26 protein-coding genes and 1 pseudogene are annotated in these 23,409 nt (G+C 69.6%); 14 read left to right on the plus strand and 13 right to left on the minus strand.

What is annotated here, in order from left to right; translation table 11 throughout:
* Positions 1-155 precede the first annotated feature (155 nt).
* From FXN61_RS19815 to FXN61_RS19825, 3 genes are read left to right on the plus strand one after another with little or no spacing between them, the layout of a single operon-like run.
* A complete protein-coding gene (locus FXN61_RS19815) occupies positions 156-866 on the plus strand; it encodes an ATP-binding cassette domain-containing protein (protein ID WP_312877863.1) in 711 nt (236 codons plus the stop codon).
* Positions 863-1,495, plus strand: coding sequence for a hypothetical protein (locus tag FXN61_RS19820; RefSeq protein ID WP_167975539.1), 633 nt, complete (start codon positions 863-865; stop codon positions 1,493-1,495). Before FXN61_RS19815 ends, FXN61_RS19820 begins: the two co-directional genes overlap by 4 nt.
* Entirely contained in the window at positions 1,495-4,281 is a 2,787-nt protein-coding gene (locus tag FXN61_RS19825) for an ATP-binding protein (protein WP_167975540.1), read from the plus strand. Before FXN61_RS19820 ends, FXN61_RS19825 begins: the two co-directional genes overlap by 1 nt.
* On the opposite strand, the gene FXN61_RS19830 is transcribed toward FXN61_RS19825, so the two are convergent.
* The 3 genes from FXN61_RS19830 to FXN61_RS19840 form a co-directional block, all read right to left on the minus strand.
* A complete protein-coding gene (locus tag FXN61_RS19830) occupies positions 4,201-5,502 on the minus strand; it encodes an FAD-dependent monooxygenase (protein ID WP_167975541.1) in 1,302 nt (433 codons plus the stop codon). The two genes, FXN61_RS19825 and FXN61_RS19830, sit on opposite strands and share 81 nt — an antisense overlap.
* 85 nt (positions 5,503-5,587) lie before the next feature.
* Positions 5,588-7,126 carry a flagellar basal body-associated FliL family protein gene (locus FXN61_RS50155; protein ID WP_188135265.1) on the minus strand — a complete coding sequence of 513 codons (1,539 nt, stop codon included), beginning with the start codon at positions 7,124-7,126 and terminating at the stop codon, positions 5,588-5,590.
* A complete protein-coding gene (locus tag FXN61_RS19840) occupies positions 7,123-7,575 on the minus strand; it encodes a hypothetical protein (protein WP_167975542.1) in 453 nt (150 codons plus the stop codon). The genes FXN61_RS50155 and FXN61_RS19840 overlap by 4 nt, the downstream gene beginning before the upstream one ends.
* Before the next feature lie 17 nt (positions 7,576-7,592).
* Between FXN61_RS19840 and FXN61_RS19845 the strand changes: the two genes are divergently transcribed.
* The 3 genes from FXN61_RS19845 (at position 7,593) to FXN61_RS19855 (ending at position 11,424) form a co-directional block, all read left to right on the plus strand.
* Positions 7,593-8,402: an SIR2 family NAD-dependent protein deacylase gene (locus FXN61_RS19845; protein ID WP_167975543.1), complete on the plus strand. Its 810-nt coding sequence runs from the start codon at positions 7,593-7,595 to the stop codon at positions 8,400-8,402.
* Positions 8,403-8,412: 10 nt separating this feature from the next.
* The gene (locus FXN61_RS19850) at positions 8,413-9,927 is read left to right on the plus strand and encodes a class I adenylate-forming enzyme family protein (RefSeq protein ID WP_167975544.1); all 1,515 of its coding nucleotides are present in this window, start codon (positions 8,413-8,415) and stop codon (positions 9,925-9,927) included.
* Positions 9,928-10,119: 192 nt separating this feature from the next.
* Complete coding sequence (locus FXN61_RS19855) at positions 10,120-11,424, plus strand: NlpC/P60 family protein (RefSeq protein WP_312877864.1); 1,305 nt, start codon at positions 10,120-10,122, stop codon at positions 11,422-11,424.
* On the opposite strand, the gene FXN61_RS19860 is transcribed toward FXN61_RS19855, so the two are convergent.
* From FXN61_RS19860 to FXN61_RS19870, 3 genes are all read right to left on the minus strand, one after another.
* Entirely contained in the window at positions 11,396-11,815 is a 420-nt protein-coding gene (locus tag FXN61_RS19860) for a hypothetical protein (protein ID WP_167975545.1), read from the minus strand. The genes FXN61_RS19855 and FXN61_RS19860 overlap by 29 nt on opposite strands.
* Positions 11,816-11,847: 32 nt before the next feature.
* Positions 11,848-12,357, minus strand: a complete 510-nt coding sequence (locus FXN61_RS19865) for a hypothetical protein (protein WP_167975546.1) — start codon at positions 12,355-12,357, stop codon at positions 11,848-11,850.
* A 74-nt stretch (positions 12,358-12,431) separates the two neighbouring features.
* Positions 12,432-12,908 carry a GNAT family N-acetyltransferase gene (locus FXN61_RS19870; protein ID WP_223165520.1) on the minus strand — a complete coding sequence of 159 codons (477 nt, stop codon included), beginning with the start codon at positions 12,906-12,908 and terminating at the stop codon, positions 12,432-12,434.
* A 73-nt stretch (positions 12,909-12,981) separates the two neighbouring features.
* On the opposite strand from FXN61_RS19870, the gene FXN61_RS19875 reads away from it, so the two are divergent.
* On the plus strand, positions 12,982-13,500 hold the full coding sequence (locus tag FXN61_RS19875) for a TetR/AcrR family transcriptional regulator (protein ID WP_167975548.1): 519 nt from the start codon (positions 12,982-12,984) through the stop codon (positions 13,498-13,500).
* Here FXN61_RS19875 and FXN61_RS19880 read toward each other — a convergent pair.
* Entirely contained in the window at positions 13,481-13,921 is a 441-nt protein-coding gene (locus tag FXN61_RS19880) for a GNAT family N-acetyltransferase (RefSeq protein WP_167975549.1), read from the minus strand. The genes FXN61_RS19875 and FXN61_RS19880 overlap by 20 nt on opposite strands.
* A 39-nt stretch (positions 13,922-13,960) precedes the next feature.
* Between FXN61_RS19880 and FXN61_RS19885 the strand changes: the two genes are divergently transcribed.
* On the plus strand, positions 13,961-14,599 hold the full coding sequence (locus FXN61_RS19885) for a Rossmann-fold NAD(P)-binding domain-containing protein (RefSeq protein ID WP_167975550.1): 639 nt from the start codon (positions 13,961-13,963) through the stop codon (positions 14,597-14,599).
* Here FXN61_RS19885 and FXN61_RS19890 read toward each other — a convergent pair.
* From FXN61_RS19890 to FXN61_RS19900, 3 genes are all read right to left on the minus strand, one after another.
* Complete coding sequence (locus FXN61_RS19890) at positions 14,583-15,143, minus strand: cysteine hydrolase family protein (RefSeq protein ID WP_167975551.1); 561 nt, start codon at positions 15,141-15,143, stop codon at positions 14,583-14,585. The two genes, FXN61_RS19885 and FXN61_RS19890, sit on opposite strands and share 17 nt — an antisense overlap.
* Positions 15,144-15,216: 73 nt before the next feature.
* Positions 15,217-16,119 (minus strand): GlxA family transcriptional regulator, encoded by a 903-nt coding sequence (locus FXN61_RS19895; RefSeq protein WP_167975552.1) that lies wholly within the window; start codon positions 16,117-16,119, stop codon positions 15,217-15,219.
* Positions 16,116-16,664 carry a cysteine hydrolase family protein gene (locus FXN61_RS19900; RefSeq protein WP_167975553.1) on the minus strand — a complete coding sequence of 183 codons (549 nt, stop codon included), beginning with the start codon at positions 16,662-16,664 and terminating at the stop codon, positions 16,116-16,118. The genes FXN61_RS19895 and FXN61_RS19900 overlap by 4 nt, the downstream gene beginning before the upstream one ends.
* 90 nt (positions 16,665-16,754) lie before the next feature.
* Here FXN61_RS19900 and FXN61_RS19905 point away from each other — a divergent pair, with 90 nt between their 5' ends.
* On the plus strand, positions 16,755-17,660 hold the full coding sequence (locus FXN61_RS19905) for a hypothetical protein (RefSeq protein ID WP_312877865.1): 906 nt from the start codon (positions 16,755-16,757) through the stop codon (positions 17,658-17,660).
* Here FXN61_RS19905 and FXN61_RS19910 read toward each other — a convergent pair.
* Entirely contained in the window at positions 17,657-17,998 is a 342-nt protein-coding gene (locus FXN61_RS19910) for a DUF2203 domain-containing protein (protein ID WP_167975554.1), read from the minus strand. The two genes, FXN61_RS19905 and FXN61_RS19910, sit on opposite strands and share 4 nt — an antisense overlap.
* Before the next feature lie 27 nt (positions 17,999-18,025).
* Between FXN61_RS19910 and FXN61_RS19915 the strand changes: the two genes are divergently transcribed.
* Positions 18,026-18,898: an aldo/keto reductase gene (locus tag FXN61_RS19915; protein WP_312877866.1), complete on the plus strand. Its 873-nt coding sequence runs from the start codon at positions 18,026-18,028 to the stop codon at positions 18,896-18,898.
* Here the strand turns inward: FXN61_RS19915 and FXN61_RS19920 are convergent.
* Both FXN61_RS19920 and FXN61_RS19925 read right to left on the minus strand, forming a co-directional pair.
* Complete coding sequence (locus FXN61_RS19920; RefSeq protein ID WP_167975555.1) at positions 18,885-19,628, minus strand: ABC transporter permease; 744 nt, start codon at positions 19,626-19,628, stop codon at positions 18,885-18,887. The genes FXN61_RS19915 and FXN61_RS19920 overlap by 14 nt on opposite strands.
* The gene (locus FXN61_RS19925) at positions 19,625-20,539 is read right to left on the minus strand and encodes an ATP-binding cassette domain-containing protein (protein WP_167975556.1); all 915 of its coding nucleotides are present in this window, start codon (positions 20,537-20,539) and stop codon (positions 19,625-19,627) included. Before FXN61_RS19925 ends, FXN61_RS19920 begins: the two co-directional genes overlap by 4 nt.
* Before the next feature lie 77 nt (positions 20,540-20,616).
* Between FXN61_RS19925 and FXN61_RS19930 the strand changes: the two genes are divergently transcribed.
* The 4 genes and pseudogenes from FXN61_RS19930 to FXN61_RS19945 all read left to right on the plus strand — a co-directional run.
* Positions 20,617-21,297 carry a TetR/AcrR family transcriptional regulator gene (locus FXN61_RS19930; protein WP_167975557.1) on the plus strand — a complete coding sequence of 227 codons (681 nt, stop codon included), beginning with the start codon at positions 20,617-20,619 and terminating at the stop codon, positions 21,295-21,297.
* Entirely contained in the window at positions 21,294-21,824 is a 531-nt protein-coding gene (gene mobA / locus FXN61_RS19935; RefSeq protein ID WP_167975558.1) for a molybdenum cofactor guanylyltransferase, read from the plus strand. The genes FXN61_RS19930 and mobA overlap by 4 nt, the downstream gene beginning before the upstream one ends.
* Positions 21,825-21,886: 62 nt before the next feature.
* Complete coding sequence (locus FXN61_RS19940; protein ID WP_167975559.1) at positions 21,887-22,936, plus strand: AAA family ATPase; 1,050 nt, start codon at positions 21,887-21,889, stop codon at positions 22,934-22,936.
* Positions 22,933-23,409, plus strand: a pseudogene (locus tag FXN61_RS19945) (DUF58 domain-containing protein); the annotation flags it as partial. The gene FXN61_RS19940 and the pseudogene FXN61_RS19945, both read left to right, overlap by 4 nt.

Below are 23,409 nucleotides of genomic sequence, written 5' to 3' on the forward strand. Positions count from 1 at the left end.
TCATCTTTGTTGCTCGGTTGACGGCTTGTCGCCAAGGGTCACTCGATCGTGTGAAAAGCGAAGCAACTACATTCATTGCATTCGAGCGCGATGCAACTGGCATCGAGCCGCGGGCGCGGCACCGTGCACGGGCGCGGCGTGGTTATCTTGGCGTGGTGCTCCTCGATCAGGTTTCGAAGCGTTACGGGCGCGGGCCCTGGGTGCTGCGCGACCTCACGCTGGAAGTGTCCGGCCTGGTCGTGCTGACCGGCGCGAACGGCACCGGCAAGTCCACGCTGCTCAAGATCGCCGCCGGGGTCCTGAAGCCGACGTCCGGGCGCGTTGTCCGGCCCGCGTCCGTCGGCTACGTGCCGGAGCGGTTTCCGTCCGACGTCAAGATGTCTGCTTCGTCCTACTTGGCGCACATGGGGCGGATTCGTGGCGCCGCGGTGGGGGACGTCCTGGAGCGGCTGGGGTTCGTGGGCTCCCTGACGGCGCCGATGTCGCAGCTGTCGAAGGGGAACGCGCAGAAGGTCGCGCTGGCACAGGCGTTCCTGGCCACCGGCGTGCTGGTGCTCGACGAGCCGTGGACCGGTCTTGATCCGGCGGCCGCGGCCGAGCTCAGCTCTCTGCTGCAGGGGCGGACGGCGCTGGTGTCCGATCACGAGGGGCATCTCGCCGGGGCGACGCGGGTGGACCTCGCCGGTGGGCACGTGACGATCGAGCTCAGCCGCGTGGTGGGGCTGGACGCGTTGGAGGCGTTGGAAGGCGTGCGATCGGTGTTGTCCCGCGGTTCGTCGGCTCGGGTGGTGGTGGCGCCGGACCGGAGTGACCACGTGCTCGCGGAGGCGTTGCGGCTCGGGTGTTCGGTGCGGAGCGTGCGGTGATCTCCCTGGTGCGGTACCTCGCGGCTGATGTCTTGCGGGGGCAACGGTATTTGGCGCCGCTGCTGGTGTTCCTCGGCGTGATGGGGATGTTGTTCTCCACCGACGCCGGGCAGCCGCTGGAGGCGTATTCGGGTTCCGCGGCGTTGCTCTACCCGATCGCGGCGTGGACGGCTGTCGTGGTGGCGACGTCCGAGGACGTGGTGCGGCGCGAGATCACCGTGGTGTCGGCGGGTGGACGGTCTCAGGTGCTGACCGCCGCGGCGTTGGTCGCGGTGTCGTTCGCTCTGGTCATGGCGTTGGTGGCGGCGGTGTGGCCGGTCGTGACGAATCCGCACCCATACACGTTCGGTGAGTTCCTTGTCGGACTCGGCGCGCATGCTGTTTGTGCGTTGCTCGGCGTCGGTGTGGGGCTGATGTTCGCGCGGCCGGTGTTCGACTCCATCGGACGGACCGTGCTCGCGGTGTTCTCGGTCGTGGTGCTGACGTATCCGCTCGGGCGGGCGACTCCGCTGGGGTGGGTGCTGGACGCGTTGGGGCACAACCAGGTTTCGCTGTCCGTGTTGTGGGCCGGGGTCATCGGGATCGCGCTGGTGTCTTGTGCGGTCGTCGTGGGTGTGCGGCGGGCCTGATGCGCGTCAACGTTCTCGGGCCGCTTCAGGTCGTGGCGGGCGGCGCTCCGGTCGAGGTGCGCGGGAAGCGGCTGCGGTGGTTGCTGATCCGGCTGGCGATGGAGCCTGGGCGGGTGGTTCCCGCCGAGCGGCTGATCGCGGACCTGTGGCCCGGCGAGCCGCCGGCGGATGGTCCTGCGGCGTTGCAGTCGCTGGTGTCGCGGTTGCGGCGGACGGTCGGTTCCGATGTTGTGTCGTCGCACGCGTCGGGGTACCGGCTGGAAGCGTCGACCGACGTCGAAGAGTTCTCGCGGACCCGGAACGCGGCGTTGTGGCGTGGGGCGGCGTTCGAGGACGCGCCGTTCGCGGTGGACGAGGCTGTGCGGCTGGCGTTGTTGCGCGACGACCTCGCCGGGGTGGAGGCGCTGGCCGCCGCGCATCCGTTGCGGGAGGACGTGCAGGCGCGGTTCATGCTGGCGTTGCACGCGGCTGGGCGGCGGTCGGATGCGCTGGCGGTATTCGAACGCGTCCGGTCGGCTTTGGCCGACGAGTTGGGCGTCGATCCCGGTGAGGCGCTGGCTTCCGCTCATCTGACCGTGTTGCGTGAGCGTGTCTCGCGGGGCAACCTGCCGGCGCCGGTCGGGTCGTTCGTCGGGCGTGACGCGGACCTTGCTTCGCTGGCCGAGCTGTTGCGGGACAACCGGTTGGTGACGTTGACCGGGTTCGGCGGGGTGGGCAAGACCCGGCTGGCCCTGACTCACGCGGCTTCGGTGCCGCAGGCGTGGTTCGTCGAGCTGGACTCCGCTGCGGAACCGCTGGCCGCGCTGGACGCGGCTCTGGGGCCGAACCCGCTGGCCACGCCGGTGTTCTCGCGGCTCGGGTCGTCGTTGGTGGTGCTGGACAACTGCGAGCACGTCGTGGACGCGGCCGCGGCTTTGTGCGTGCGGTTGCTGGCGGAGGCGCCGGACGTGCGCGTGCTCGCGACTTCGCGGGAGCCGCTGGGGATTCCGGGCGAGGTCGTGCATCCGGTGGCGCCGTTGGACCTCGATCACGCTGTTCGGTTGTTCTCGGCGCGGGTCGGGCAGGCGCTGGATCTTGACGTGGTGCGGCGGGTTTGTGCCGCGCTGGACGGGATTCCGCTCGCGCTGGAGCTGGCAGCAGCGCGGGCACGGTCGTTATCGGCAGCGCAGCTGGAGTCGCGTGTGGACAGCCGGTTGCGCTTGCTGGACCGGGGATCGCGGACCGGGCCGTTGCGGCATCGGACGTTGCGGGCGGTGATCGACTGGAGCTGGGAGCTGCTGGACGACGCCGAGCGCGTGCTGCTGGCGAGGCTGGCGGTGTTCGTGGGTGGAGCGACAGCCTCTGCGGTGCACGAGGTGTGCGGGGCAGGCTCGCGCAGGGGTACCCCCTTGCTGGGAACCCCTGCATCTCACCGTACTCAGGGCCCCCGACAAGATCAGGATCTCTGGGACACCGAGGACCTGCTGGCGGCGCTCGTGGAGAAGTCGCTGGTGGTGAGGGCCGGCGAGCGGTACCGGCTGCTGGAGACCGTGCGCGAGTACGCGTTGGAGCAAGACCAGGCCGACCCCGCGAAGCACGCGGCCTACTACGTGGCGCTGGCGGAGCAGAACGAGCCGTTGCTGCGTGGGCCGCGGCAGCTGGACGCGCTCAAGGTCTTCGACGCGGAACGGGCCAACCTCGACGCGGCGCAGGCGTGGGCGGTCAGGCACGACCCGGCGATCGCCCGGCGGATGATGGCCGCCCGCACGTGGCACTGGCTGGTGATGACCAAGCGGTTCGAGGAGATCCGCCGCTGGGCGCCGCTCACGCCGGACGACCCGTTGTCGGACGTGCTGGCCTCGCTCGGCACGCCGGAGGCCATGAGCGCGGCCGAGCGGCTGTGGCAGGAGGACGTGCCGACGGCCCTGTGCGCGTTGATGCTGACCAGTGGACAGGTGTGGGGCCAGACGGAGCTCGGCGGCCGGCTCACCAAGCTCGCGGACCGGCTCGAGCAGTCCCAGGACGAGTGGATGCGCGCGTTCTCCGCGCTCGTGCGAGGCGTGGTGGCGGGCGAGTTCAGCGAAGGCGCGGCACCGGAGGCCGAGGCCGCGTACCGGCGGGCGCTGGACAGGTTCCGGGCGGTGGGCGACCGGTGGGCGGTGGTGTTCGGGCTGTCGTGCCTGGTCATGGTGCTGATGAACCGGGGCGCGTTCGCCGAGGGTCTCAAGGCGGTGTCCGAGGCCAGGCAGGTGGCCGCCGAACTGGGCGAGCCGGAGACCGTGCTGGTGCCGATGTCGGTGCTGATGCAGGCGGCGCGCATCAAGGTACGGGTCGGTGACCTCGCTGGGGCCCGTGCGGACCTGGAGATGGTGGGGGCCTCGCAGTTCGACCTGGACCGGGGACGGGTCGCGCAGGCCTACGGCGAGGTGGCGTACTTCAGCGGCGACTTCGAGCAGGCCGTCGCGTTGTACCGGCAGGCGCTGGACACCACGGCCGGCTCGCCGGCGAACCAGTTCCGCGCGACCGTCCACGCCGGACTCGGCCTGGCGCTCACCCGCCTCGGACATCTCGGTGAAGCGGGTGAGGAACACAGGAAGGCGCTCGACACCGTCAACAAGAGCGCCGACGGACCTGCCCGCGCGATGGTGCTGGAGTGGTACGCGGACTGGTTGCTCGCCCAGAGCAACCTTCGCCGTGCGAAGGAGGCCCTGGACGAGGCGGAACGGCTACGCGGCGGTCCGAGCAGCGACCCGGCGGTGGTGCAGCTGCGTGACCGGGTTCGCGCTGAAGTAGGCGTCGATCGCTGACCGGCCGATCGCCGCGACGTAGCCGTCCGGGCGGACCAGCACCGGGCCGTCGGGGAAGTCCAGCGTGACGAAGTCCGGGCCTGCCAGCAGATCGAAGACGCGGCCCTGGTCGGTGATCCCGTCGGGCATGCGGTCACCCGCCAGCAGGCCCGGCCCGTCCTCGGTCCGGTACGACAGCGAGAGCTGCAGCGTCTCGTCACCGCGACGCTCGAACGGGTTGCCGGACATCATGATCGCGGTCGTCATGCCGAGCAGCCACTCGGCGACGGGCTTGCGCTCGGCCTCGTAGGTGTCGAGCAGCGTCTCCATCGCGAGCTTCCAGCCCAGGTTGTAGGCGTCCTGGATGCCGGTGTTCATGCCCTGCGCACCGGCGGGGGAGTGCACGTGCGCGGCGTCGCCCGCGAGGAACACCCGGCCGACCCTGAAGCGGTCGACCATGCGGATGTTGGTGCGGTACAACGACATCCACGTCGCGTCGTGCAGGATCACGTCGTCCAGGCCGGTGCGCTCGCGGACGATCTGCTGGTACAGCGCCAACGACGGTTCGCTGTCGCCGGTCGCCTGGAACTGGAAGAGATCCGTGCCGGGCAGCGGACACAGGGCGAGCCACTGGTCGGCGCGGCTGCCCCAGCTGTGCCAGTGCTCGCGGTCGAGGCCGGAGATCCGGACGTCGCCGATGAGCATCCGCAAGTCCTCGTGGGTCTCGCCGACGAACGAGAGGCCGAGTTCCTTGCGCACGAACGACTTGCCGCCATCGCAACCGACGAGGTACTTCGCGCGCACCGTCTCCGAGCCGATCACCGCGGTCACGCCGGAGTCGTCCTGGGTGAACGACGTCAGCGGCATCCCGTACTCGACGGGCTGGGGGAGCGCGTCGCGCAGGACCTGCTCGACCCGGAACTGCGGGATGAGCATGGTGCGGGCGTACGGGCGTTCGGCCGTGGGGTGGCGGCCCTCGTGCACGTCCCACTCGCGCAGCACCTCGCGGCCCTGGTAGGCGCGCATGGTGATGTCGAACCGGCCGGACGCCAGCACGGGCTCGATGACGCCCAGGTCGTGGAAGACCTCCATGCTGCGCGGCTGCAGGCCCTTGCCGCGCGAGCCGGCGAAGGGCGCGGGCGCGGCGTCGACGATCCGGAACGGGACGCCGCGGCGGGAAAGGTCGAGTGCCAGGGTGAGGCCGGTCGGGCCGGCGCCGATGATCAGAACCTGAGTGTCCATGGGGCAGAGGTTCGGCCCCGGAACTGCCACGGCCCTGTCACCGCGCTGTTGCGGGTGACAGGGCCGTGGCGGACCTGCGGGAACTTTACTTCTTGAGCAGCTCGATGAGCGCGTCGACGTCCTTGGCCTCGAAGCCGCGGAACAGCGTCAGTGCCAGCTCGTAGTAGGAGCGGACCGGGCTCACGTACCACTTGCCGTCGACCTCGGTCGAGACGACGCCGACACCCGACTTCATGACCGACCCGGCCACGCGGCCGATGATCTCGACGGCCTCGGAGGGGATCTTCTTGCCGCCCTGCTGCTTCAGCAGCTGCGTGATGTCGTCCGCGCACAGCTTCTGCGCACCCTGGCCGGGAACGTCGGCCGAGTAGCAGTCACCTTCGCGCGTGATCGTGAGGGTCTCGCCCTCCGCGGTCACCGACACCTTCTTGATGGTGACCTGCTTGCCGCCGGCGACGTCCTTGACGTCGGTCTCCAGCGCGTTCAGCTTGGCACCGGTCGGCTTCATCTTGCCCGCCTGCTCCAGCAGCAACGGGCCGAGGTCCTGCAGCACACCGGCCTCGTCCGGCGGCAGCAGCGAGATGACCTTCTTCAGGTCGCCGTCCAGCGCGGCGTTGGTCAGCTGCTTCGCGGCTTCCTCCGGCGAGCTCGCACCCTGCGGCGCGAAGCCCTGCTGCGGCCACTTCAGCTTCTCGTCCTCGAGGACCGCGTTGGCGATCGTGTAGAAGGCGCTCGGGTACCACTTGTCGCCGACCTTGATCGACGCGATGCCGATCGGCTGGCCGCGCTTCTTCACCTCGGCGGTGATGTCGATGGTCTCGGTCTTCGACGTGGTCAGGCTGACCTTGTCGCCGAGCGCGTCGACGAGCTTGTCGGTGAGCGGGATCTTCGAGACGTCCGAGGTGATCGTGATCTTGCCCTCGGTCAGCTTGTTGATCGTGAGGTGATCGTTGATCTTCTCGGCCTTGGCCTCGTCGAACTTGATGTTCTCGCTCTTGAACTCGACACCGGTGATCTTGTTCGGGTCGGCGTCGGGCTTGAGGATCTGGAGGCGCTTGGCCTCCTTGACGACGGCCTCGGTGTAGTCCTTGGACAGCGCGGCCTCGGCGGGCGCCAGCGACGCCATGATGCCGACGACGTCACCGCTGCCGAGCTGCTCGATGAGGTTCTTCGCCGCGACGGCCGGTGTGTCCTGGCCCGCGTTCGCCGCCGGGTCGGACTTCTTCAGCGCGAAGAACGTGACACCGCCGCCGATGAGGAGGAGCACCGCGACGACGGCCGTGATGACCAGGCCGGTGCGCTTCTTCTTCGGCGGCTCACCGCCCATCGGGGCGTAGCCGTACGGCTGCTGCTCGAAGCCCTGCTGCGGAAAACCCTGCGGGCCGGTCTGCGGGTAGCCCTGCTGAGGGAATCCCTGCGGCCCGGTCTGCGGGTATCCACCCTGCTGGGGGTAGCCCTGGGGGCCGCCCTGCTGGGGATAGCCGCCCTGCTGCGGGTAGCCGCCCTGCTGGGGGTAGCCACCCTGCTGCGGCTGTTGCGGGTAGCCACCTTGCTGCGGATAGCCGCCCTGCTGCGGGTCGTTCTGCGGCTGCCACTGGCCGCCGCCACCACCTGGGTAGCTCACGGATTCCCTCCCGGAGTTCTCACTGCGCTGCGCCTGGTAGAGGTGAGCACCGTGATCGCCCCCACGATCGTCAGTACGGCACCGGCGAGGGTGACGGCCGGTCCGGCGATGCTGATTCCGACCAATGCACCCTTGCTGTCCCCTTGGACCGCGGCTAGTAGGGCCACGGTTCCGCTGATCGTGCCAAAGAGAAGGCCGACGCACGCGGCAAACCGTCGAAATCGGACCACGTAGAGGGCCACGGCGATCATCGCGAGCGGGGTGAGACCCACCCAGACCGACGTGACGACGGTGCCCGCCACCCCGTCCAGCCTGGCGAGACCACGCAGCGAAAGCACCTCGTAACTGTCCCTCGTGGTCATTCCGGATTTCAGCCACGGCAAGAAAGTCCCGATGATCGAAGTGACCAAGCCCACTGCCGCGATCGCGGCTCCCACAGCGCTGCGCACCGGACTAGTGTGAACCGATGGCCTTCGACGCGTGCGCAGCGGCACGGGCATTGGTCGCGTCCGCGCACCGCATCACGGTGCTGACGGGCGCAGGGGTCTCCACCGATTCGGGCATCCCGGACTTCCGCGGGTCGGACGGGTTGTGGACGCGGGACGCCGACGCCGGGCGCGCTGCTTCTTTGGACGCTTACCTTTCCGATCCCGGACTCCGCCGCCTCGCCTGGACGACGCGGCTCGGCAGTCCCGTGTGGACGGCCAAGCCCAACGCGGCGCACAAGGCGTTGGTGGAACTGGAACGGTCCGGTCGGCTGCGCACCGTGGTCACGCAGAACATCGACGGCCTTCACCAGAAAGCGGGTTCCGATCCGCATCGCGTGCTGGAGCTGCACGGCACGTTGCACGCGACCGTCTGCCTCGGATGCGGTGCCACGGGCCCGATGCGGGACGCGCTGAAGCGCGTCGCCGATGGTGAGCCGGAGCCGGAATGCCTGCGCTGCGGCGGAATCCTCAAGTCCGCCACGATCTCGTTCGGGCAGGAGCTCGACGGGGAGGTCCTGCGGCGGGCCAGGCTCGCCGCGCTGGACTGCGACGTGCTGCTGGTGGCGGGAACATCGCTCTCGGTGCAGCCCGCCGCCGGGCTCGTGCCGCTGGCCGCTCGCGCCGGCGCCCAGGTCATCATCTGCAACGCCGAGCCGACGCCGTACGACTCCGTGGCGGCCGTTGTCCTGCACGAACCCGTCGGTGAGGTGCTTCCCGATCTCAGCTCGGTTCCTCCATCCGGGGGAGGCCGATTCTCGTCCTGGGGAGATCCGAGCACCTGGTCGTAGGGTCGATCCCATGCGCGTACCGCTGATCACCACGGACTTCCTGGACCGGGCGTCGTTCGCGTTCCCGGCGACGACCGCGACCATCGACGAACCCGACCAGCCGGCCAAACCGGTCGAGACGACGACGTATGCGGAGATGGCGACCCGTGTGCGCGCGTGGCAGGCCGGGCTCGACGCACTGGGCGTCGGCGAGGGCGAGCGGGTCGCCGTCGTCAGCCACAACTCGGCGCGGCTGCTGGAACTGCTGCACGCGGTGCCCGGCAGCGGGCGGATCTGCGTGCCGGTGAACTTCCGCCTGCGACCCGATGAGGTGAAGTACATCGTCGAGCACAGCGGTGCCTCGGCGTTGTTCGTCGACCCGGAGTTGTCCCTGGACGACGTGACCGCGCGGCACCGGTTCACGCTGGGCGAGGAGTCGGAGTCGCTGCTTCGGTTCGATGTGGAGCCACGGCCGTGGAGCTCACCCTCGGAGGACGCGACGGCGACCATCAACTACACGTCCGGCACCACCGCGCGGCCCAAGGGCGTGCAGCTCACGCACCGCAACATCTGGCTCAACGCGGTCACGTTCGCCATGCACACACGAGCGTGGGAGGGCGACGTGTACATGCACGTCCTGCCGATGTTCCACTGCAACGGCTGGGGAATGCCGTTCGGTCTGGCAGGGCTCGGCGTGCCGCAGGTGGTGCTGCGCAAGGTCGACGGCGCCGAGATCCTGCGCCGCGTGCGCGACCACGGCGTGACGCTGATGTGCGGCGCACCGGCCGTGTGGAACTCCGTGCTGGACGCCGCCGCCTCGTGGGACGGCGAGATCCCCGGCCGTGACCGCGTACGGATCGTGTGTGCCGGAGCGCCGCCGCCCTCGCGCACGATCCAGCGCGTGACCGAGGAGCTCGGGTGGGAGTTCCTGCAGATCTACGGCCTGACCGAGACGGCGCCGCTGCTGACCTTCAACCGGGCTCAGCCAGGGCCGGCGGGCGAGGAGAAGGCGAAGAAGCAGTCGCGGGCGGGCGCGCCGGCACTGGGTGCGCAGCTGCGGATCTCCGAGAACGGTGAGGTGCTCGCGCGGTCGAACGTGGTCATGGAGGGCTACTGGGAGAACCCGGAGTCGACCGCCGAGGCCATCGAGGACGGCTGGTTCCACACCGGCGACGGCGGCCACTTCGACGACGAGGGCTACCTGACGATCTCGGACCGCAAGAAGGACGTGATCATCACCGGCGGCGAGAACGTCTCGTCCATCGAGGTCGAGGACTGCCTGTTCTCGCACCCGGCCGTCGCCGAGGTCGCGGTCATCGGCGTGCCGCACGAGAAGTGGGGTGAAACGATCAAGGCGTTGGTCGTGCGCTCCGGTGACGTCACCGAGGCCGAGCTGATCAAGCACTGCAAGGAGCGGCTCGCCGGGTACAAGGCGCCGACGTCGGTCGAGTTCCGCGACTCGATCCCGCGCACGGCGACCGGCAAGATCCAGAAGTTCAAGCTCCGCGAGCCGTACTGGGCAGGCAGGGACCGCGGCGTCAACTAGTGGCGTGACCCGAACGTTGGCTGGCAACGTTCGGGCCCGCACCACTAGTCCGATCCGGCGACACGCCAGACTCCGATCGGCCCAATCGGACCGCAGATCGTGTTTCACTGTGACCCGTGTGGCTGACGGTGCGTCAGTTCCGGATGCGCCGAATGGGTCTGATTGGTCTAATGCGGTCGGAGGTGATGTCCGGTGTTGACACGACTCTCCGCCGTGGCGCTGCTGATGGCTGCCGTATCGATCTCGGCAGTCCTCACGGGGACGGCCGCCGCCGTGCCGCCGCCGCCGCCGAACCCGAGTGACGCGGAGATCTCGGCGTCGCGGGCAGAGGCAGACGCGAAGGCGGCCCGCGTGGGCGAGCTGACCGGGCGGCTGACGCAGGCGGAGTCACGCCTGCAGGAGCTGCTCGACGAGGTCGTCAAACGCGAGCTCGCCAACAAGGCCCGTGTGGACCTGGAGACGGCGATCTCCGACGCCGAGGCCGCACGCCGTGAGGCCACGGCCGCGCGCGTGCAGGCCGATGCCGCCTCTCAGGCCGTGGAGGAGAGTCGGCGCGCGCTGGACGAGTTCGCCGCCGCGTCCTACTCGCAGGGCAGCACCGTCGGTTCCTTCTCCGCCTACATCGGCGCCAAGTCGCCGGAGGACCTGCTCGCCCGTGCCCAGATGCTGGAGGCGGTGTCGTCGTCCGGCCTGAACCAGCTGGACCGGGTGACGCGCGACCAGGGCACCGCCGCGAACCTCGACTCGGCCGCCCGCGCGGCGCTGACGAAGGCCGAGTTGAAGCAGGCGGCCGCCGACGAGGCGAAGAAGGTCGCCGAGCAGGCCCAGCAGGTGGCCGCGGAGGCCCACACCGCGCAGACGGCGGCGACCACACAGCTCCAGTCCGACAGGGACGCCGTCGAACGTGACCTCGCGGCCGCGCGCGGTGAGGTCAACGGCCTGGAAGCACAGCGCCGCCAGTACGACCAGTGGACCGAGGCGAAGAAGCGCGAAGACGAGGAGAACGCTCGTCGTGCCGCGGCGGCTCAGGCCGCGGCCCAGGCTTCTCGTCCGCCCGTGGCGGCCCCCGCGCCGTCCGGCAACCGCGTGCAGACCGTGATCAACCGGGCGCTGTCGCAGCGCGGCGTCATCTACGCGTGGGGCGGCGGCAACTACAACGGCCCGACGTACGGCGTGCGCGACGGCGGCGTGGCCGACTCGTACGGGGACTACCTCAAGATCGGCTTCGACTGCTCGGGGCTGATGATGTACGCCTTCGCGGGCGTCGGCGTCTACCTGCCGCACTACAGCGGTTACCAGTACAACTCCGGCCGCAAGGTGCCGCTGTCGCAGATGGCGCCGGGCGACATGATCTTCTGGGGTCCTGGTGGCGGCACGCACGTGGCGTTGTACCTGGGCGGCGGAATGATGGTGGAGGCGCCGCATTCCGGTGCTGTGGTGCGGATTTCGCCCGTGCGGTACGGCGGCATCATGCCGTACGTGACCCGGATGCTTTGACCGCGCCGATCGCCACCACCGCCAGGGCCTCCTCCCGGCGGGCGTGGTGGGTGATCGACCTGGCGATCCGCTCCGCCGCCGCGGGATCCACTGTGGACAGTGTGGCGAGCAGTTCGTCCTGAACCTCGTCCTGCGACTGTGCGGCGAGCAGTCTCGCCACGACCGGGTCGAGCTGGACCAGTGCCGCGGCGAGGTCGTGCCACACCTGGAGAATCATGGTCCTGTCCCCGATCGGCCTGGCGGCGCGGAGCTCCCGTTCGGCGCGGTGCAGCACGCTCTTCGCCTGGCCGGGGTCCCAGACGGCCAGGGCCGTCGCGATCCGGATCAGGACGGTGGCGGCACGGATGCGCGACCAGCCGTAGGGTCCGTACGGGATCTCGACGGTGTCCATGGTCCGCAGCGCCCTGACCGGGTCGACCGCGGTCAGGCGCTGGCGATGTCGATGAGGACATCGGCGACGTGGCCGGTCAGGAAGTCCGGGGCGTCGCGGCGGGCCTCGTCGACGAGCTGCTCGGCGCGGACGGGGTCGGAGGCGGCGAGACAGAGCGCGCTCTCGATCAGCGCGAACCTGCTGTAGTGCTCGCCGTCGCTGAGGTTCTCGGCGACGAGGCGGCTCGCGCGGAAGCTCAGCTCGCGATCCACCCCGGCCGCGGCTTTCGCGACCACGGCGAGCAGGGTGTTCGATCCGGAGGCGTGCGTGATCGCGCGGACCAGCCAGCGCCGGGCCCACTCGCGGTTGTCCACCTCGGTGGCCATCCCGGCGAGAGCCTCGGCCTGATGCCAGGGATCGACGATCCGGACACGGACGCGGTCGGCCCGGCGGGGATCGACACCGGCGGCGGCGATCGCGAGCGCTTGGAGATCGCCGTCGCCCCACAGGGCTTCTGCCGCCGCGTCGATCATCGCGGTGGCGTAGTCGTGGTGCGCGTGCACCGCAGGAAGCGCCGTCTGTTCTTCGGCATCGTCACCCCCTCGGCGCGCAAGCATGGCATCCGAGGGGGCCGCGGCTACAGCGTTCGGCTCCAGAGCTGGCCGATCACGTCGTGGCCGAAGCTGTGCTGGGGAGTCTTCTCGACGAGCTCGAACCCGTGCGCCTCGTAGATCTTCCTGGCTGACGTGAGTCCGTCGACCGTCCACAACACGATGCGTTGGTAGCCAGCGCTCTTCGCGAACTTGACGCAGGTGTCGACGAGTTGGTTGCCCGCGCCGTGTCCACGGGCGTTCGGGTGCACGAGCAGCACGCGCAGCTTCGCCGTCGTATCGGTTTCCCTCACGCAGAACACGCAGCCGACGCGTTCGCCGTCGAGCTCGGCGATCCAGGCGGCCTCTTTGGTGTCGTCGTGGTCCGCCGCGTAGTCGCCGACGATCTTGGCGACCAACGCCTCGAAGGACGTGTCCCACTTGTGCTCGGCGGCGTAGAGCTCGCCGTGGGCCTGCACCACCCAGCCCAGGTCGCCGGGCTGACCGAGGGGGCGGATCCGCATGGCTTCCTCCAACTGACACGAGTGTTTCAGTGGCATACTGACACGACTGTTTCAGCGATGCAAAGATGGGGCCATGCCGTCCGCACGGGAGACCGAACTCCTCGAAGCCGCTTACCGCTACGCGCTCACGCACGGGCTGGCGGACCTGTCGCTGCGCCCGCTGGCGGCGGCCATCGGCTCGAGCACGCGGGTGCTGCTCTACCTGTTCGGCAGCAAGGACGGGCTGGTCAGGGCCTTGCTGGCACGGGCACGCGCCGACGAGCTGGCGCTGCTCGCCGACATCGGCACCGGGCCAGGGGTCGTGGCGCGGTTGTGGGAGTGGCTGTCCGCGCCGGCGCACCGGCCGCTGCTGACGTTGTGGCTGGAGGCTTACGCGCGCTCTCTCGTGGAGCCTGACGGGCCGTGGGCGGGCTTCGCGCGTGCGACCGTGGAGGACTGGCTGGAGGTGCTCGCCTCGGGTCAGCCCGCGGACGTGCGCGACACCCCTGCCGGGCTGGCTTCGCGCACGCGGGACCTCGCGTTGCTGCGAGGTGCGTTGCTGGATCTGCTGGCGACCGGGGACGGTGAGCGCGTCACCGCTGCACTGGGGTGAAGCCGAGTCGTTCGAGGAGCCGTTCCGATGAAGTGTTGCCGTCGGTGACCGCGGCGAACACCGGGGCGTCGAGGGTGCGCAGCGACGCCGCGACGACGGCGGTGCCGAGGCCACGGCCCTTCCAGTCGGGATGGGTGATCACGTAGCCGAGCCAGAACTCGTTGTCCTGCAAGGAGATCAGCGACGCGGCCACGAGTCCTGCGGCTACGAAACTCGAGTGCTGCGCGGCGTGCCGCCGCCAGTCCGCGATCTCGACGGCCCCGTCGTTGTTGCCGCCGAGGTCCTCGTCGACGGTGCCGGCGTAGGCGCGTTCCATGAGGTCTGCGAGGGCGGCGTCGTCCTGGTCGTTGATCGGTCGCGTGGTGTTCGGCGGCAGGTCAGGCAGTGGGCCCGGCGCGCGGACGTAGATGCTGCGGTTCACCTGCTCAGTGTGGTGGGCGGCGTCCACTAGTTTTGTGGCGTGAAGATCGTGCTGTTCGGAGCGTCCGGCATGGTGGGTCAGGCCGCGCTGCGTGAGTGCCTGCTCGATCCGGCCGTCGATGCTGTTGTGACGGTGGGCCGTTCTCCGTTGGCCGTGAACGATCCCAAGCTGCGGCACGTCGTGCACGCCGACTTCGGCGACCTGTCGCCGATCGCAGCTTCGCTCGCCGATGCTGACGCCTGCTTCTACTGCATGGGCGTGACGTCGGCGGGTCTGACCGAGGCCGAGTACACGCCCGTGACGCACGACTACGCGCTTGAGGCCGCACGTGTCGTCGGTGGCACGTACGTGTACGTGTCCGGCGAGGGCGCGAACGCCGAGAGCAAGACGATGTGGGCACGTGTGAAGGGGCACACGGAGAACGAACTGCTGGCGCTGGACCGGCCGGTGTTCGTCGTGCGGCCGGGGTTCATCCAGCCGCGGCACGGGATCACGTCGCGGACCCGGATCTACCGGTACGTCTACTCGTGGTCGTCGTTGCTGTTCCCGCTGCTGCGGCGGGTGGCGCCGAAGTACGTCACGACCACCGAGCACCTCGGGCGGGCGATGGTGGCGCTGGCCAAGCACGGGAGCGACCAGCGCCTCCTGCGCAGCGACGAGATCAACCGGCTGGCTTGAAAGCGTCCTCGGTCTTGACGACGCCCGCCGTGCGGCCCGGCGCCGTGTGGTTCTCCCAGTAGAGGTTGGTGTGCGCGATGACCTTGTCCGGGGTGGGCGCGCCCCACTCGGAAAGGTCCTCGGTGGTGTGCGCGTCGCTCACCAGCTTGGCGTCGTAGCCGCGCACGATGGCGCCGTGCAGCGTGGAGCGGATGCACTCGTCGGTCTGCGCGCCGGAGACCACGAGGCTGCCGATTCCCTTGCCCGCCAGCACTTCCTCGAGGTCGGTCTCCTCGAAGGAGTCGGCGTACGTCTTGTGCACCACCGGTTCGCCCTCGGCGAGCTTGAGCTCCGGCACGAACTGCCAGCTGTCGGAGTTCTTGGGCATGTGCTCGGGGTTGCTGTGCTGCACCCACACCACGTCGACGCCGGCCGCGCGGGCCTTGTCGACGAGGGTGGCGACGTTGGCAACGACTTCGTCGCGGTTGTGGGCGTGGTTCACCACGCCGTTCTGGACATCGATCACGAGCAACGCGGTGTTGGGGCGGTTCGCCAGAGTCGTCACGCGGTCAGCTTATGCGTCGTCACAGGCCGTGCAAGGGTGTTCTGTCGACTGTGGACGGCTGCACGCGTGTGGCTCAGCGGGAACGCAGCCGGCGCAGCATGCGGGCGTCCTCGAAGCCGACGTTTCGCGCCGCGGTCTCGACCGTGGCGCCTTGGCCGATGAGGTGTTCGGCCCTTTCGAGGCGTAGCGCTTGTTGGTACTTCAACGGCGTCATGCCGGTCGCACGGCCGAACAGCCGCGTCACGGTTCGTTCGCTGCATCCGGCGACCATGGCCAGTTCGGCCAACGAGAGGCGGTCGGCGAGGCGTGACTCGATGACGTCCTGGATGCGGTGCACGGTCTCGTTGATGTGCGAGCGGTGTCGCAGCAGCACGCTGGCTTGCTGGTCGTCACCGTTCCTGCGCGCGTAGACGACCATCGTGCGTGCGATGGCGGCGGCGACAGAGGGGCCGTGACGGACGGCGACGAGGTGCAGCGCCAGATCGATGCCGCTCGCGATGCCGGCGGACGTCACGACCCGGTCGTCCTCCACGAACAGAACGTCGCGCACGACCCGTGCGGACGGGTAGCGCCGTTCGAGCTCGTCCTGCAGTTCGTGATGTGTGGTGCAACGGCGGCCGTCGAGCAGACCGGCGCGACCCAACATGTCCGCGCCGGCACACACACTCGCGACCGTGCCGCCGTTGTCGTGGTGCGCGCGCAACCACGTCAACGCACGACCGCTCAACGGTCCGGTCCCGACGATCTTCGGCGAACGCCATCCAGGAACGAACACGAGGTCGTGCACGTCGAGAGAGCGCAGCTTGGACGACGCACCCAGCGGCACGCCCTGATGACTGAGCACGGAGTCCGAGTCGCCCACGTAGGACAGCTCGTAGCCGTCGACGAGGTCGGCCGCGCTGGAGAACACCTGCGCCGGCCCCGCGAGGTCGAGCAGGTGCACTCCCGGTACGAGCAGGAAAACGACTCTGGTCACGATCCGGTCAGCGTAGCGACATCCGAGATCCGCGCGAACCTGCCTGCCAGCACGTACTCGGTCCGCTCGATGATCTCCTCGACCCCGAGCACCTTCCCGGTCCGCCAGTGCGGCAACGGCGTGGTCGCGGTCGCGTCCGTCACGAACGTCATGCCGAACCCGAGGTCCGACCCGACCCGCGTGGTCGTCTCGCAGCACTGCTCGGTCTTGATGCCGCTGACCAGCAGCTCCCGCACGCCGTGCATCGTCAGCGTCTGCTGCAGGTTCGTCGTGGTGAACGCGTTGTGCGACGTCTTGGTCAGGATCGGCTCGTCGTCCAGCGGCTTGAGCCCGTCGATCAGCCGCACGTGGCCCAGCGCGGGGTCGAACACGTCGCCGGAGCCGGGCTCGGAGTGCAGCACCCACACCACCAGGTCGCCCGCGTCGCGTGACATGTCGACCAGCTGGTTCACCTTCCCCACGATTTCCGGGTTGGACACCTCGGCCCAGTCGGGCCGCCGGCGGAACGACTCCTGCACGTCGATGACGATCAATGCTCGCTTCATGCCACCCAGCCTCGCTGTCCCCGAGCACGCGAAACAGGCACGACCCGGCCGAGCAGCGGACGGATCCGGTCACCGTGCGAAGATCACGACGTGGACTTACGCGTGCTGGCAGGTGATCCCGCGGATCCGGACCTGGGTGTTCAGGTGACGGTGTCGGTGGGAGGAGGGGACCTGGACGGTGACGCCGTGCCGTTCGTGCGAGTCGCGAAGGGCGAGGTGCGCAGGATCCTCGTGGGTCAGGCGCGCACGGACGGCGAGCGGATCGACGTGCTGGTCAGGGCGGCCTGGAGCGAGAGCGGCGGCTGGCACCGGGAGTCGTGGCGCGGAGACGACGTGTCCGACCTGCTGAGGCACCCCAGCCACGAGATCCCCGACGACGGCGGGAGGCCGGACGTCATCTCGAAGGCCATCGCCGAGGGGTCGCGGAACACGGTCGCGGAGCTGCGGGGGCTGCGCTACGAGATGGAACGGCAGGTCGCTGACCTGTTGGCGCAGCGCAAGAACACCGCGCTGCGGATGGTGATGGCTCAGCTCGTCGAGCTGTCGATCGCGTTCAGCCGCGCCCGCGACCAGGCCCGTGACACGCTCCGCGAGGTCAGGCACCCGGGAGTGGCACGGCACTGCGAGGCGATGGACGTCGAGCTCGGCGAGGAGATCACGAGGCTGCAGTCGTTGCTCAGCAGCGTGTCGACGTTCGCCGTCGCGCAGGAAGGCGAGGCGCAGCAACGGTTCAACATGCTCGCCGCCGCGGCCGCCGCAGGACTTGGTCTGCCAGCCCTGATCCTGTCGCTCTACGGCGCGGACGGCTACCTGCCGTTCACGTGGGACAAGGCGTGGCGCGCGCTGGCGCCGATCGCCGGCGCGTTGACGCTGGCGGCGGGGATCATCCTGCACCGCATGCCCGGCCGCACCAGTGCGAAGCAGTACCTGGTGGCGCTGGGGCTCATCGCCGGGCTGATCGGCGTGTTGCTGATCGCTGGTTTCCTCGCGCCTTAGAGCGGGCGGCGGCCCGCGAACCCCAGGTCGGCCCGGTGGTACCAGGCCAGCGCCCGATCACCTTCCAGCCAGCACAGCAGCACCGGCACGCCGTCCATCTCGGACGGGAAGTCGACGAGCAACGGCGCGAGGCCCTTCAGCTCGGCACCGGTCTGCTGGACGGTCTCCATCAGCTCGTCCAGGCGGGCCTGCGCTGCCTTGAACTCGGGCAGGCCACCCAGCGAACTGCGGCCGGCGGCCAGTTCGGCGGCGTCGGCGCGCAGGCGCACGATCTCGTCCAGCACCGGCAGGAGCCTGGCGAGTTCGGCCTGGGCTTCGTCCAGGGTGAAAAGTCCCACGACACCAAGGCTGGCACAGTGTCGTGGGTGACGTGGCGACTGGGTGACCTCACCGTGAACCGGATCGGCTTCGGTGCGATGCGTCTGCCGCAGCTGGGGACCGCGTTCGATCCCCGAGCCAGGCCGAGGAACCGCGAGCAGGCGATCGAGGTCCTGCGCACCGCGGTGGAACTCGGCGTGAACCACATCGACACGGCCGCCTTCTACTTCTCCGCCACGAGGTCCGCGAACGAGCTGATCAACAGCGCGCTCGCGCCGTACCCGCGGGACCTGGTGATCGTCACCAAGGTCGGCCCGAATCGCACGCCGGCGGGGGAGTGGCTGCCGCCGGCCACGCCGGACCAGCTGAAGGGCCAGGTGGAGGAGAACCTCCGGCAGCTCGGCCGGGATCACCTCGACGTGGTGAACCTGCGGGTGAGCAGGCTGGACGACCTCAGCGAGCACTTCGAACAGCTCGCCGTGCTCCAGCAGGCCGGGCTGGTCCGGCACCTCGGTCTGTCGAACGTCCGGCCGCACCACCTCGACCAGGCGCTGCGGATCGCGCCCGTGGTGTGCGTGCAGAACTCCTTCGGGCTCGGCCATCACCCGGAGCAGGACGAGTTCATCGGCGTGTGCGGCGAGCGGAACATCGCGTTCGTGCCGTTCTTCGCGCTCACCGGGGCGGCCAAGGAGGCCGGTGGCCAGCAGGAGGACGTGGACGTCACCGAGATCGCGAACGCCCACGGCGCGACGCCCGCCCAGGTGAGGCTGGCCTGGACCCTCGCGAGAGGACCGCACGTGCTGGTCATCCCCGGCACCGGCGACCCGGCGCACCTGCGGCAGAACGTCGAGGCGGGCGCGCTCCGGCTCACCCCTGAGGAGCTCACCCGCCTCGACGCCCTGCACCTCAACGGCGGTTGATCCGCCGGAACAGCCACGTGGCCAGCAGGAACGCCACCACCAGCAACCCGCCCGACCAGGCCAGCGCGAGCCAGCCGGAGGTGACGGGCGTGGAGGTCAGCAACGCCCGCACGGTCTCGATGATCGGGGTGATCGGCTGGTGTTCGCTGACCGCCCGCAGGACCGCGGGCATGGTCGCGGTCGGCACGAACGCGCTGCTCAGGTATGGCAGGAACAGCATGAAGAAGCTGAGCAGGCTCGCCGACTCGACCGACCGCGCGATGACGCCGAAGCCCGCGGCCAGCCACGACAGCGCCAGCACGTACAGCAGCAGCAAGCCCATCGCGAGCACCCAGTCGAGCAGGGTCGCCGACGGCCGGAACCCCATCCCGACGGCGACCAGCACGACGATCGCCGTGGCGAGGGCGTTGCGGGTGACCGACGCCGTCACGTGTCCGGTCAGCACGGCGAAACTGCTGATCGGCATCGAGCGGAACCGGTCGACGGCGCCTTTCTTCATGTCGTCGGCCACCGACATCGCGGTGGACGTGGCGCCGTAACCGGTGCACAGCACGATGATTCCGGGCACCACGTAGTTCACATAGGACGTTCCCGTGGCGATCGCGCCACCGAACACGTAGACGAACAACGCCATCATCATCACCGGCAGCAGAATCGACATCAGCAGCGTGTCGAGGTTGCGGCGGCTCAGCCGCACGCTGCGGCCGATCATCGTGAGCGTTCCGGTCATGCCGCCACCGCCGGAGTCGTCAGGCCGGTGAAGACGTCGTCCAGGGTCGGGCGGTGGGTGGACACGCGTTCCGCGCGCACGCCCGCGGCCAGCAGGTCGTCCAGCACGCGGTGCAGGTGTGTCGCGCTGCCGTCGGACGGCACGCTGAGCCGCGACTCGGTCCGCACGCCGCCGAGCAGCGCCTCCGCGCGCCCGGCCTCCAGTGCGGTGGCGAAGTCGAGGTCGATCCGGGTGCCGCCGACCTGGTTCTTGAGCGCGTCGGCCGTGCCGTCCGCGACGACGTCACCGTTGTGCAGCACCACGATCCGATCCGCGAGCCGATCGGCCTCCTCCAGATACTGGGTCGTGAGGAAGATCGTCACGCCCTCGCGCACCAGCTCACCGATCGCGTCCCACATCGTTGTGCGGCTCATCGGGTCGAGCCCCGTCGTCGGCTCGTCGAGGAACAGCAGCCGCGGTTGCGCGACCAGGCTCATCGCGAGGTCCAGCCTGCGCCGCATGCCACCCGAGTACGTGCGGACCCTGCGGTCGGCGGCGTCCACCAGGTCGAAGCGCGCCAGCAGTTCGGCGGCCCTGGCTCGGGAGGCGGGCCTGGTGAACCGGCGCAGTCGCGCGATCATCACCAGGTTCTCGCGGCCGGTCTGCTCCTCGTCCACGGCCGCGTACTGGCCGGTCAGGCTGATCACCCCGCGCACCTTCGCCGCTTCCCGCACGACGTCGAAACCGGCGATGCGCGCCGTGCCGCCGTCCGGCCTGGTCAGCGTGCTCAGGATGCGGATCGCGGTGGTCTTGCCGGCCCCGTTCGGCCCCAGCAGGGCCAGCACCGACCCCTCCGTCACCTTCAGATCCAGGCCTGCGAGCACGGTCTGCGAGCCGTACCTCTTCGTCAGCCCGTCAGTCTCGACGATCATCGAACCCCCTTTTATGCGTACCTCATACGCAAAACCTGAATTAGCGTATGTCATACGCATCTGATTGACTAGGGGGTATGAAACGGGGGCGCAAACCGACCATCGACGCCGCCGACATCACGCGGGCCGCCATCGCGGTCGCGGACGCCGAAGGCCTTGCCGCTGTGTCGATGGCACGGGTCGCGGCGGAGCTGGGCAACGCCACGATGGCGCTCTACCGGCACGTGAAGAGCAAGGACGAGCTGCTCACGTTGATGGGTGACGCGGCCATGGACGAGCCGCCGCCGCTTCCGGACGGCGACTGGCGCGAACGACTGGCGTTCTGGGCGAAGGCGGTGCTGGCCGCCATCTGCAAGCGCCCGTGGTTCCTGCAGATCCCGGTCAGCGGGCCGCCGACCGGGGCGAAGAGCCTCGCCTGGTTCGACAGCGCGCTGCAGGCACTCCGCGGCACGCCGCTCGACGCGGGGGAGAAGGTCGGTGTCGTGATGGGCCTGATGACCTTCGTGCACGGCGAGGCGCGGCTGGGCCTCACGCTCGCCAGGGGCTTCGAGGACAACCCGGCCGCGTTCGGCCGCCAGTACGGGCAGGCCCTGCGTGAGCTGGTCGACCCTCGCCGGATGCCCGCGGTCGCCGAGGTCATCGACTCCGGCGTGTTCGACACCGAGGCCGAGGCCGGGGACGTTGAGGCGGATTTCGACTTCGGCCTGCACCTGTTCATGGAAGGCATCGCGGCCCACATCGACAGGAAGCGCGCATGACATACGCGGCGATCATTCTCACCGGCGGCAAGGGCGAACGGCTCGGCGGCGTCGACAAAGCCGCACTGTCCTATCGGGACGCCACGCTGCTCGAGCATGTGCTGTCTGTTGTGGACGATGCGAGTCAGATCGTCGTTGTGGGGCCTGAGAAAGACATTCCGAACATCATCTGGGCACGCGAGGACCCGCCCGGCGGCGGCCCGCTCGCCGGACTGGCAGCGGGACTCCGGCACGTCGACGCCGAGTGGGTCGCGGTGCTCGCCGTCGACCAACCCGGCCTCACGAAGGACACGATCGCGAGGCTGCGGGAAACCGGCCGCAACGCAGTGCTCAAAGACGATCGCACTCAGTGGCTGATCGGCGTCTGGAAAGCGGCTGAGCTGCGCGGCGCCCTACCTGAAGATCCGCGCGACCTTCCGCTGCGCAAGACTCTCAGTCAGCTCGACCCGGTTGAAGTGTCCGCTTTGCCCGGTGAGGCACGCGACGTCGACACGCCAGCCGACCTGGACACCCTTCACAGCGGTTGAACAGGCGAAGAGCAAGACTGTTCCACTATCGGTAAAACCCTGTTCTGCATGGAGGCCCGCACGTGACCGAGCCCGCCGCCGAGGCAACGCCGAACGCATCGGCGCCCGTCACCCCGGCTCGTGACGCCCAGCTGCTCGAACGCACGGTGTTCGAGGTGAAGCGGGTCATCGTCGGCCAGGACCGGCTCGTCGAGCGGATGCTCGTCGGTCTGCTGGCCAAGGGCCATCTGCTGCTCGAAGGTGTGCCGGGTGTCGCGAAGACGCTCGCCGTCGAGACGTTCGCCCGCGTGGTCGGCGGCTCGTTCTCGCGCGTGCAGTTCACGCCCGACCTGGTGCCGGCCGACATCCTCGGCACCCGCATCTACCGCCAGTCCAGCGAGACGTTCGACGTCGAACTGGGTCCTGTCGTCGCGAACTTCGTGCTCGCCGACGAGATCAACCGCGCACCCGCCAAGGTGCAGTCGGCGATGCTCGAGGTGATGGCCGAGCGACACGTGTCGATCGGCGGCCGCACGTTCCCGATGCCGAACCCGTTCCTGGTGCTGGCGACGCAGAACCCGATCGAGAACGAGGGCGTGTACCCGCTGCCGGAGGCGCAGCGCGACAGGTTCCTCTTCAAGATCCAGGTCGAGTACCCGACCGCCGAGGAAGAGCGCGAGATCGTCTACCGCATGGGCGTCGAGGCGCCCACGCCGAACCAGGTCCTCTCGCCGGAGGAGCTGGTGCGCCTGCAGGGCGTGGCGTCGCGCGTCTTCGTGCACCACGCGCTGGTCGACTACGTGGTGCGCCTGGTGATCGCGACCCGCGCGCCGGGTGAGCACGGCCTCACCGACGTTGCAGGCTGGGTCGCCTACGGTGCCTCGCCGCGTGCGTCGCTGGGCATCATCGCCGCCGCGCGTGGCCTGGCACTGGTCCGCGGCCGGGACTACGTGCTGCCGCAGGACGTCGTGGACGTCGTCCCGGACGTGCTGCGCCACCGCCTCGTGCTCTCTTACGACGCGTTGGCCGACGGCGTGCCGATCGACCACATCATCACGCGAGTGCTGCAGATCGTGCCGTTGCCGCAGGTGTCGGCCCGTCCGCAGCAGCCGGTCCCGGCTGGTAGGCAGTGAGCCCGAAGAACGCTTCAGCGAAAGCCACCGAGCGCCCGTCGTGGGCGCGCCCGTGCTGCGAGGCGTCCGGATGGAGGCGGCGCTGCGCATGCTGGAGCTCGACGTCCGGCGCCGCCTCGACGGTCTGCTGCAGGGCAACCACCTCGGTCTCGTGCCGGGACCGGGCACCGAGCCCGGCGAGGCGCGGACCTACCAGCCCGGCGACGACGTGCGCCGGATGGACTGGGCGGTCACGGCGCGCACGACGGTGCCGCACATCCGCGAGACCGTCGCGGACCGCGAGCTGGAGACCTGGATGGCGATCGATCTGTCGCCGTCGCTCGACTTCGGCACGGCGGCCTGCGAGAAGCGCGACCTGGCCATCGCCGCGACGGCCGCGGTCGCGCACCTGACGCGGGGCGGCGGCAACCGGATCGGCGCTGCCGTCTCCACGGGCGCGGACAACGTGCGCATCCCGGCACGTGGCGGCCTCG

Origin of the sequence: Lentzea indica, from assembly GCF_012184385.1 — a bacterium.
Taxonomy (GTDB): Bacteria; Actinomycetota; Actinomycetes; order Mycobacteriales; family Pseudonocardiaceae; genus Lentzea; species Lentzea indica.

What these genes read in the sequence shown, in the direction of transcription:
- FXN61_RS19825 (WP_167975540.1), top strand. Translation starts at nt 1,495, where the DNA reads ATGCGCGTCAACGTTCTCGGGCCGCTTCAGGTCGTGGCGGGCGGCGCT.
- FXN61_RS19830 (WP_167975541.1), bottom strand. Translation starts at nt 5,502, where the DNA reads ATGGACACTCAGGTTCTGATCATCGGCGCCGGCCCGACCGGCCTCACC.
- FXN61_RS19845 (WP_167975543.1), top strand. Translation starts at nt 7,593, where the DNA reads ATGGCCTTCGACGCGTGCGCAGCGGCACGGGCATTGGTCGCGTCCGCG.
- FXN61_RS19850 (WP_167975544.1), top strand. Translation starts at nt 8,413, where the DNA reads ATGCGCGTACCGCTGATCACCACGGACTTCCTGGACCGGGCGTCGTTC.
- FXN61_RS19860 (WP_167975545.1), bottom strand. Translation starts at nt 11,815, where the DNA reads ATGGACACCGTCGAGATCCCGTACGGACCCTACGGCTGGTCGCGCATC.
- FXN61_RS19870 (WP_223165520.1), bottom strand. Translation starts at nt 12,908, where the DNA reads ATGCGGATCCGCCCCCTCGGTCAGCCCGGCGACCTGGGCTGGGTGGTG.
- FXN61_RS19875 (WP_167975548.1), top strand. Translation starts at nt 12,982, where the DNA reads ATGCCGTCCGCACGGGAGACCGAACTCCTCGAAGCCGCTTACCGCTAC.
- FXN61_RS19900 (WP_167975553.1), bottom strand. Translation starts at nt 16,664, where the DNA reads ATGAAGCGAGCATTGATCGTCATCGACGTGCAGGAGTCGTTCCGCCGG.
- FXN61_RS19920 (WP_167975555.1), bottom strand. Translation starts at nt 19,628, where the DNA reads ATGACCGGAACGCTCACGATGATCGGCCGCAGCGTGCGGCTGAGCCGC.
- FXN61_RS19925 (WP_167975556.1), bottom strand. Translation starts at nt 20,539, where the DNA reads ATGATCGTCGAGACTGACGGGCTGACGAAGAGGTACGGCTCGCAGACC.
- FXN61_RS19930 (WP_167975557.1), top strand. Translation starts at nt 20,617, where the DNA reads ATGAAACGGGGGCGCAAACCGACCATCGACGCCGCCGACATCACGCGG.
- mobA (WP_167975558.1), top strand. Translation starts at nt 21,294, where the DNA reads ATGACATACGCGGCGATCATTCTCACCGGCGGCAAGGGCGAACGGCTC.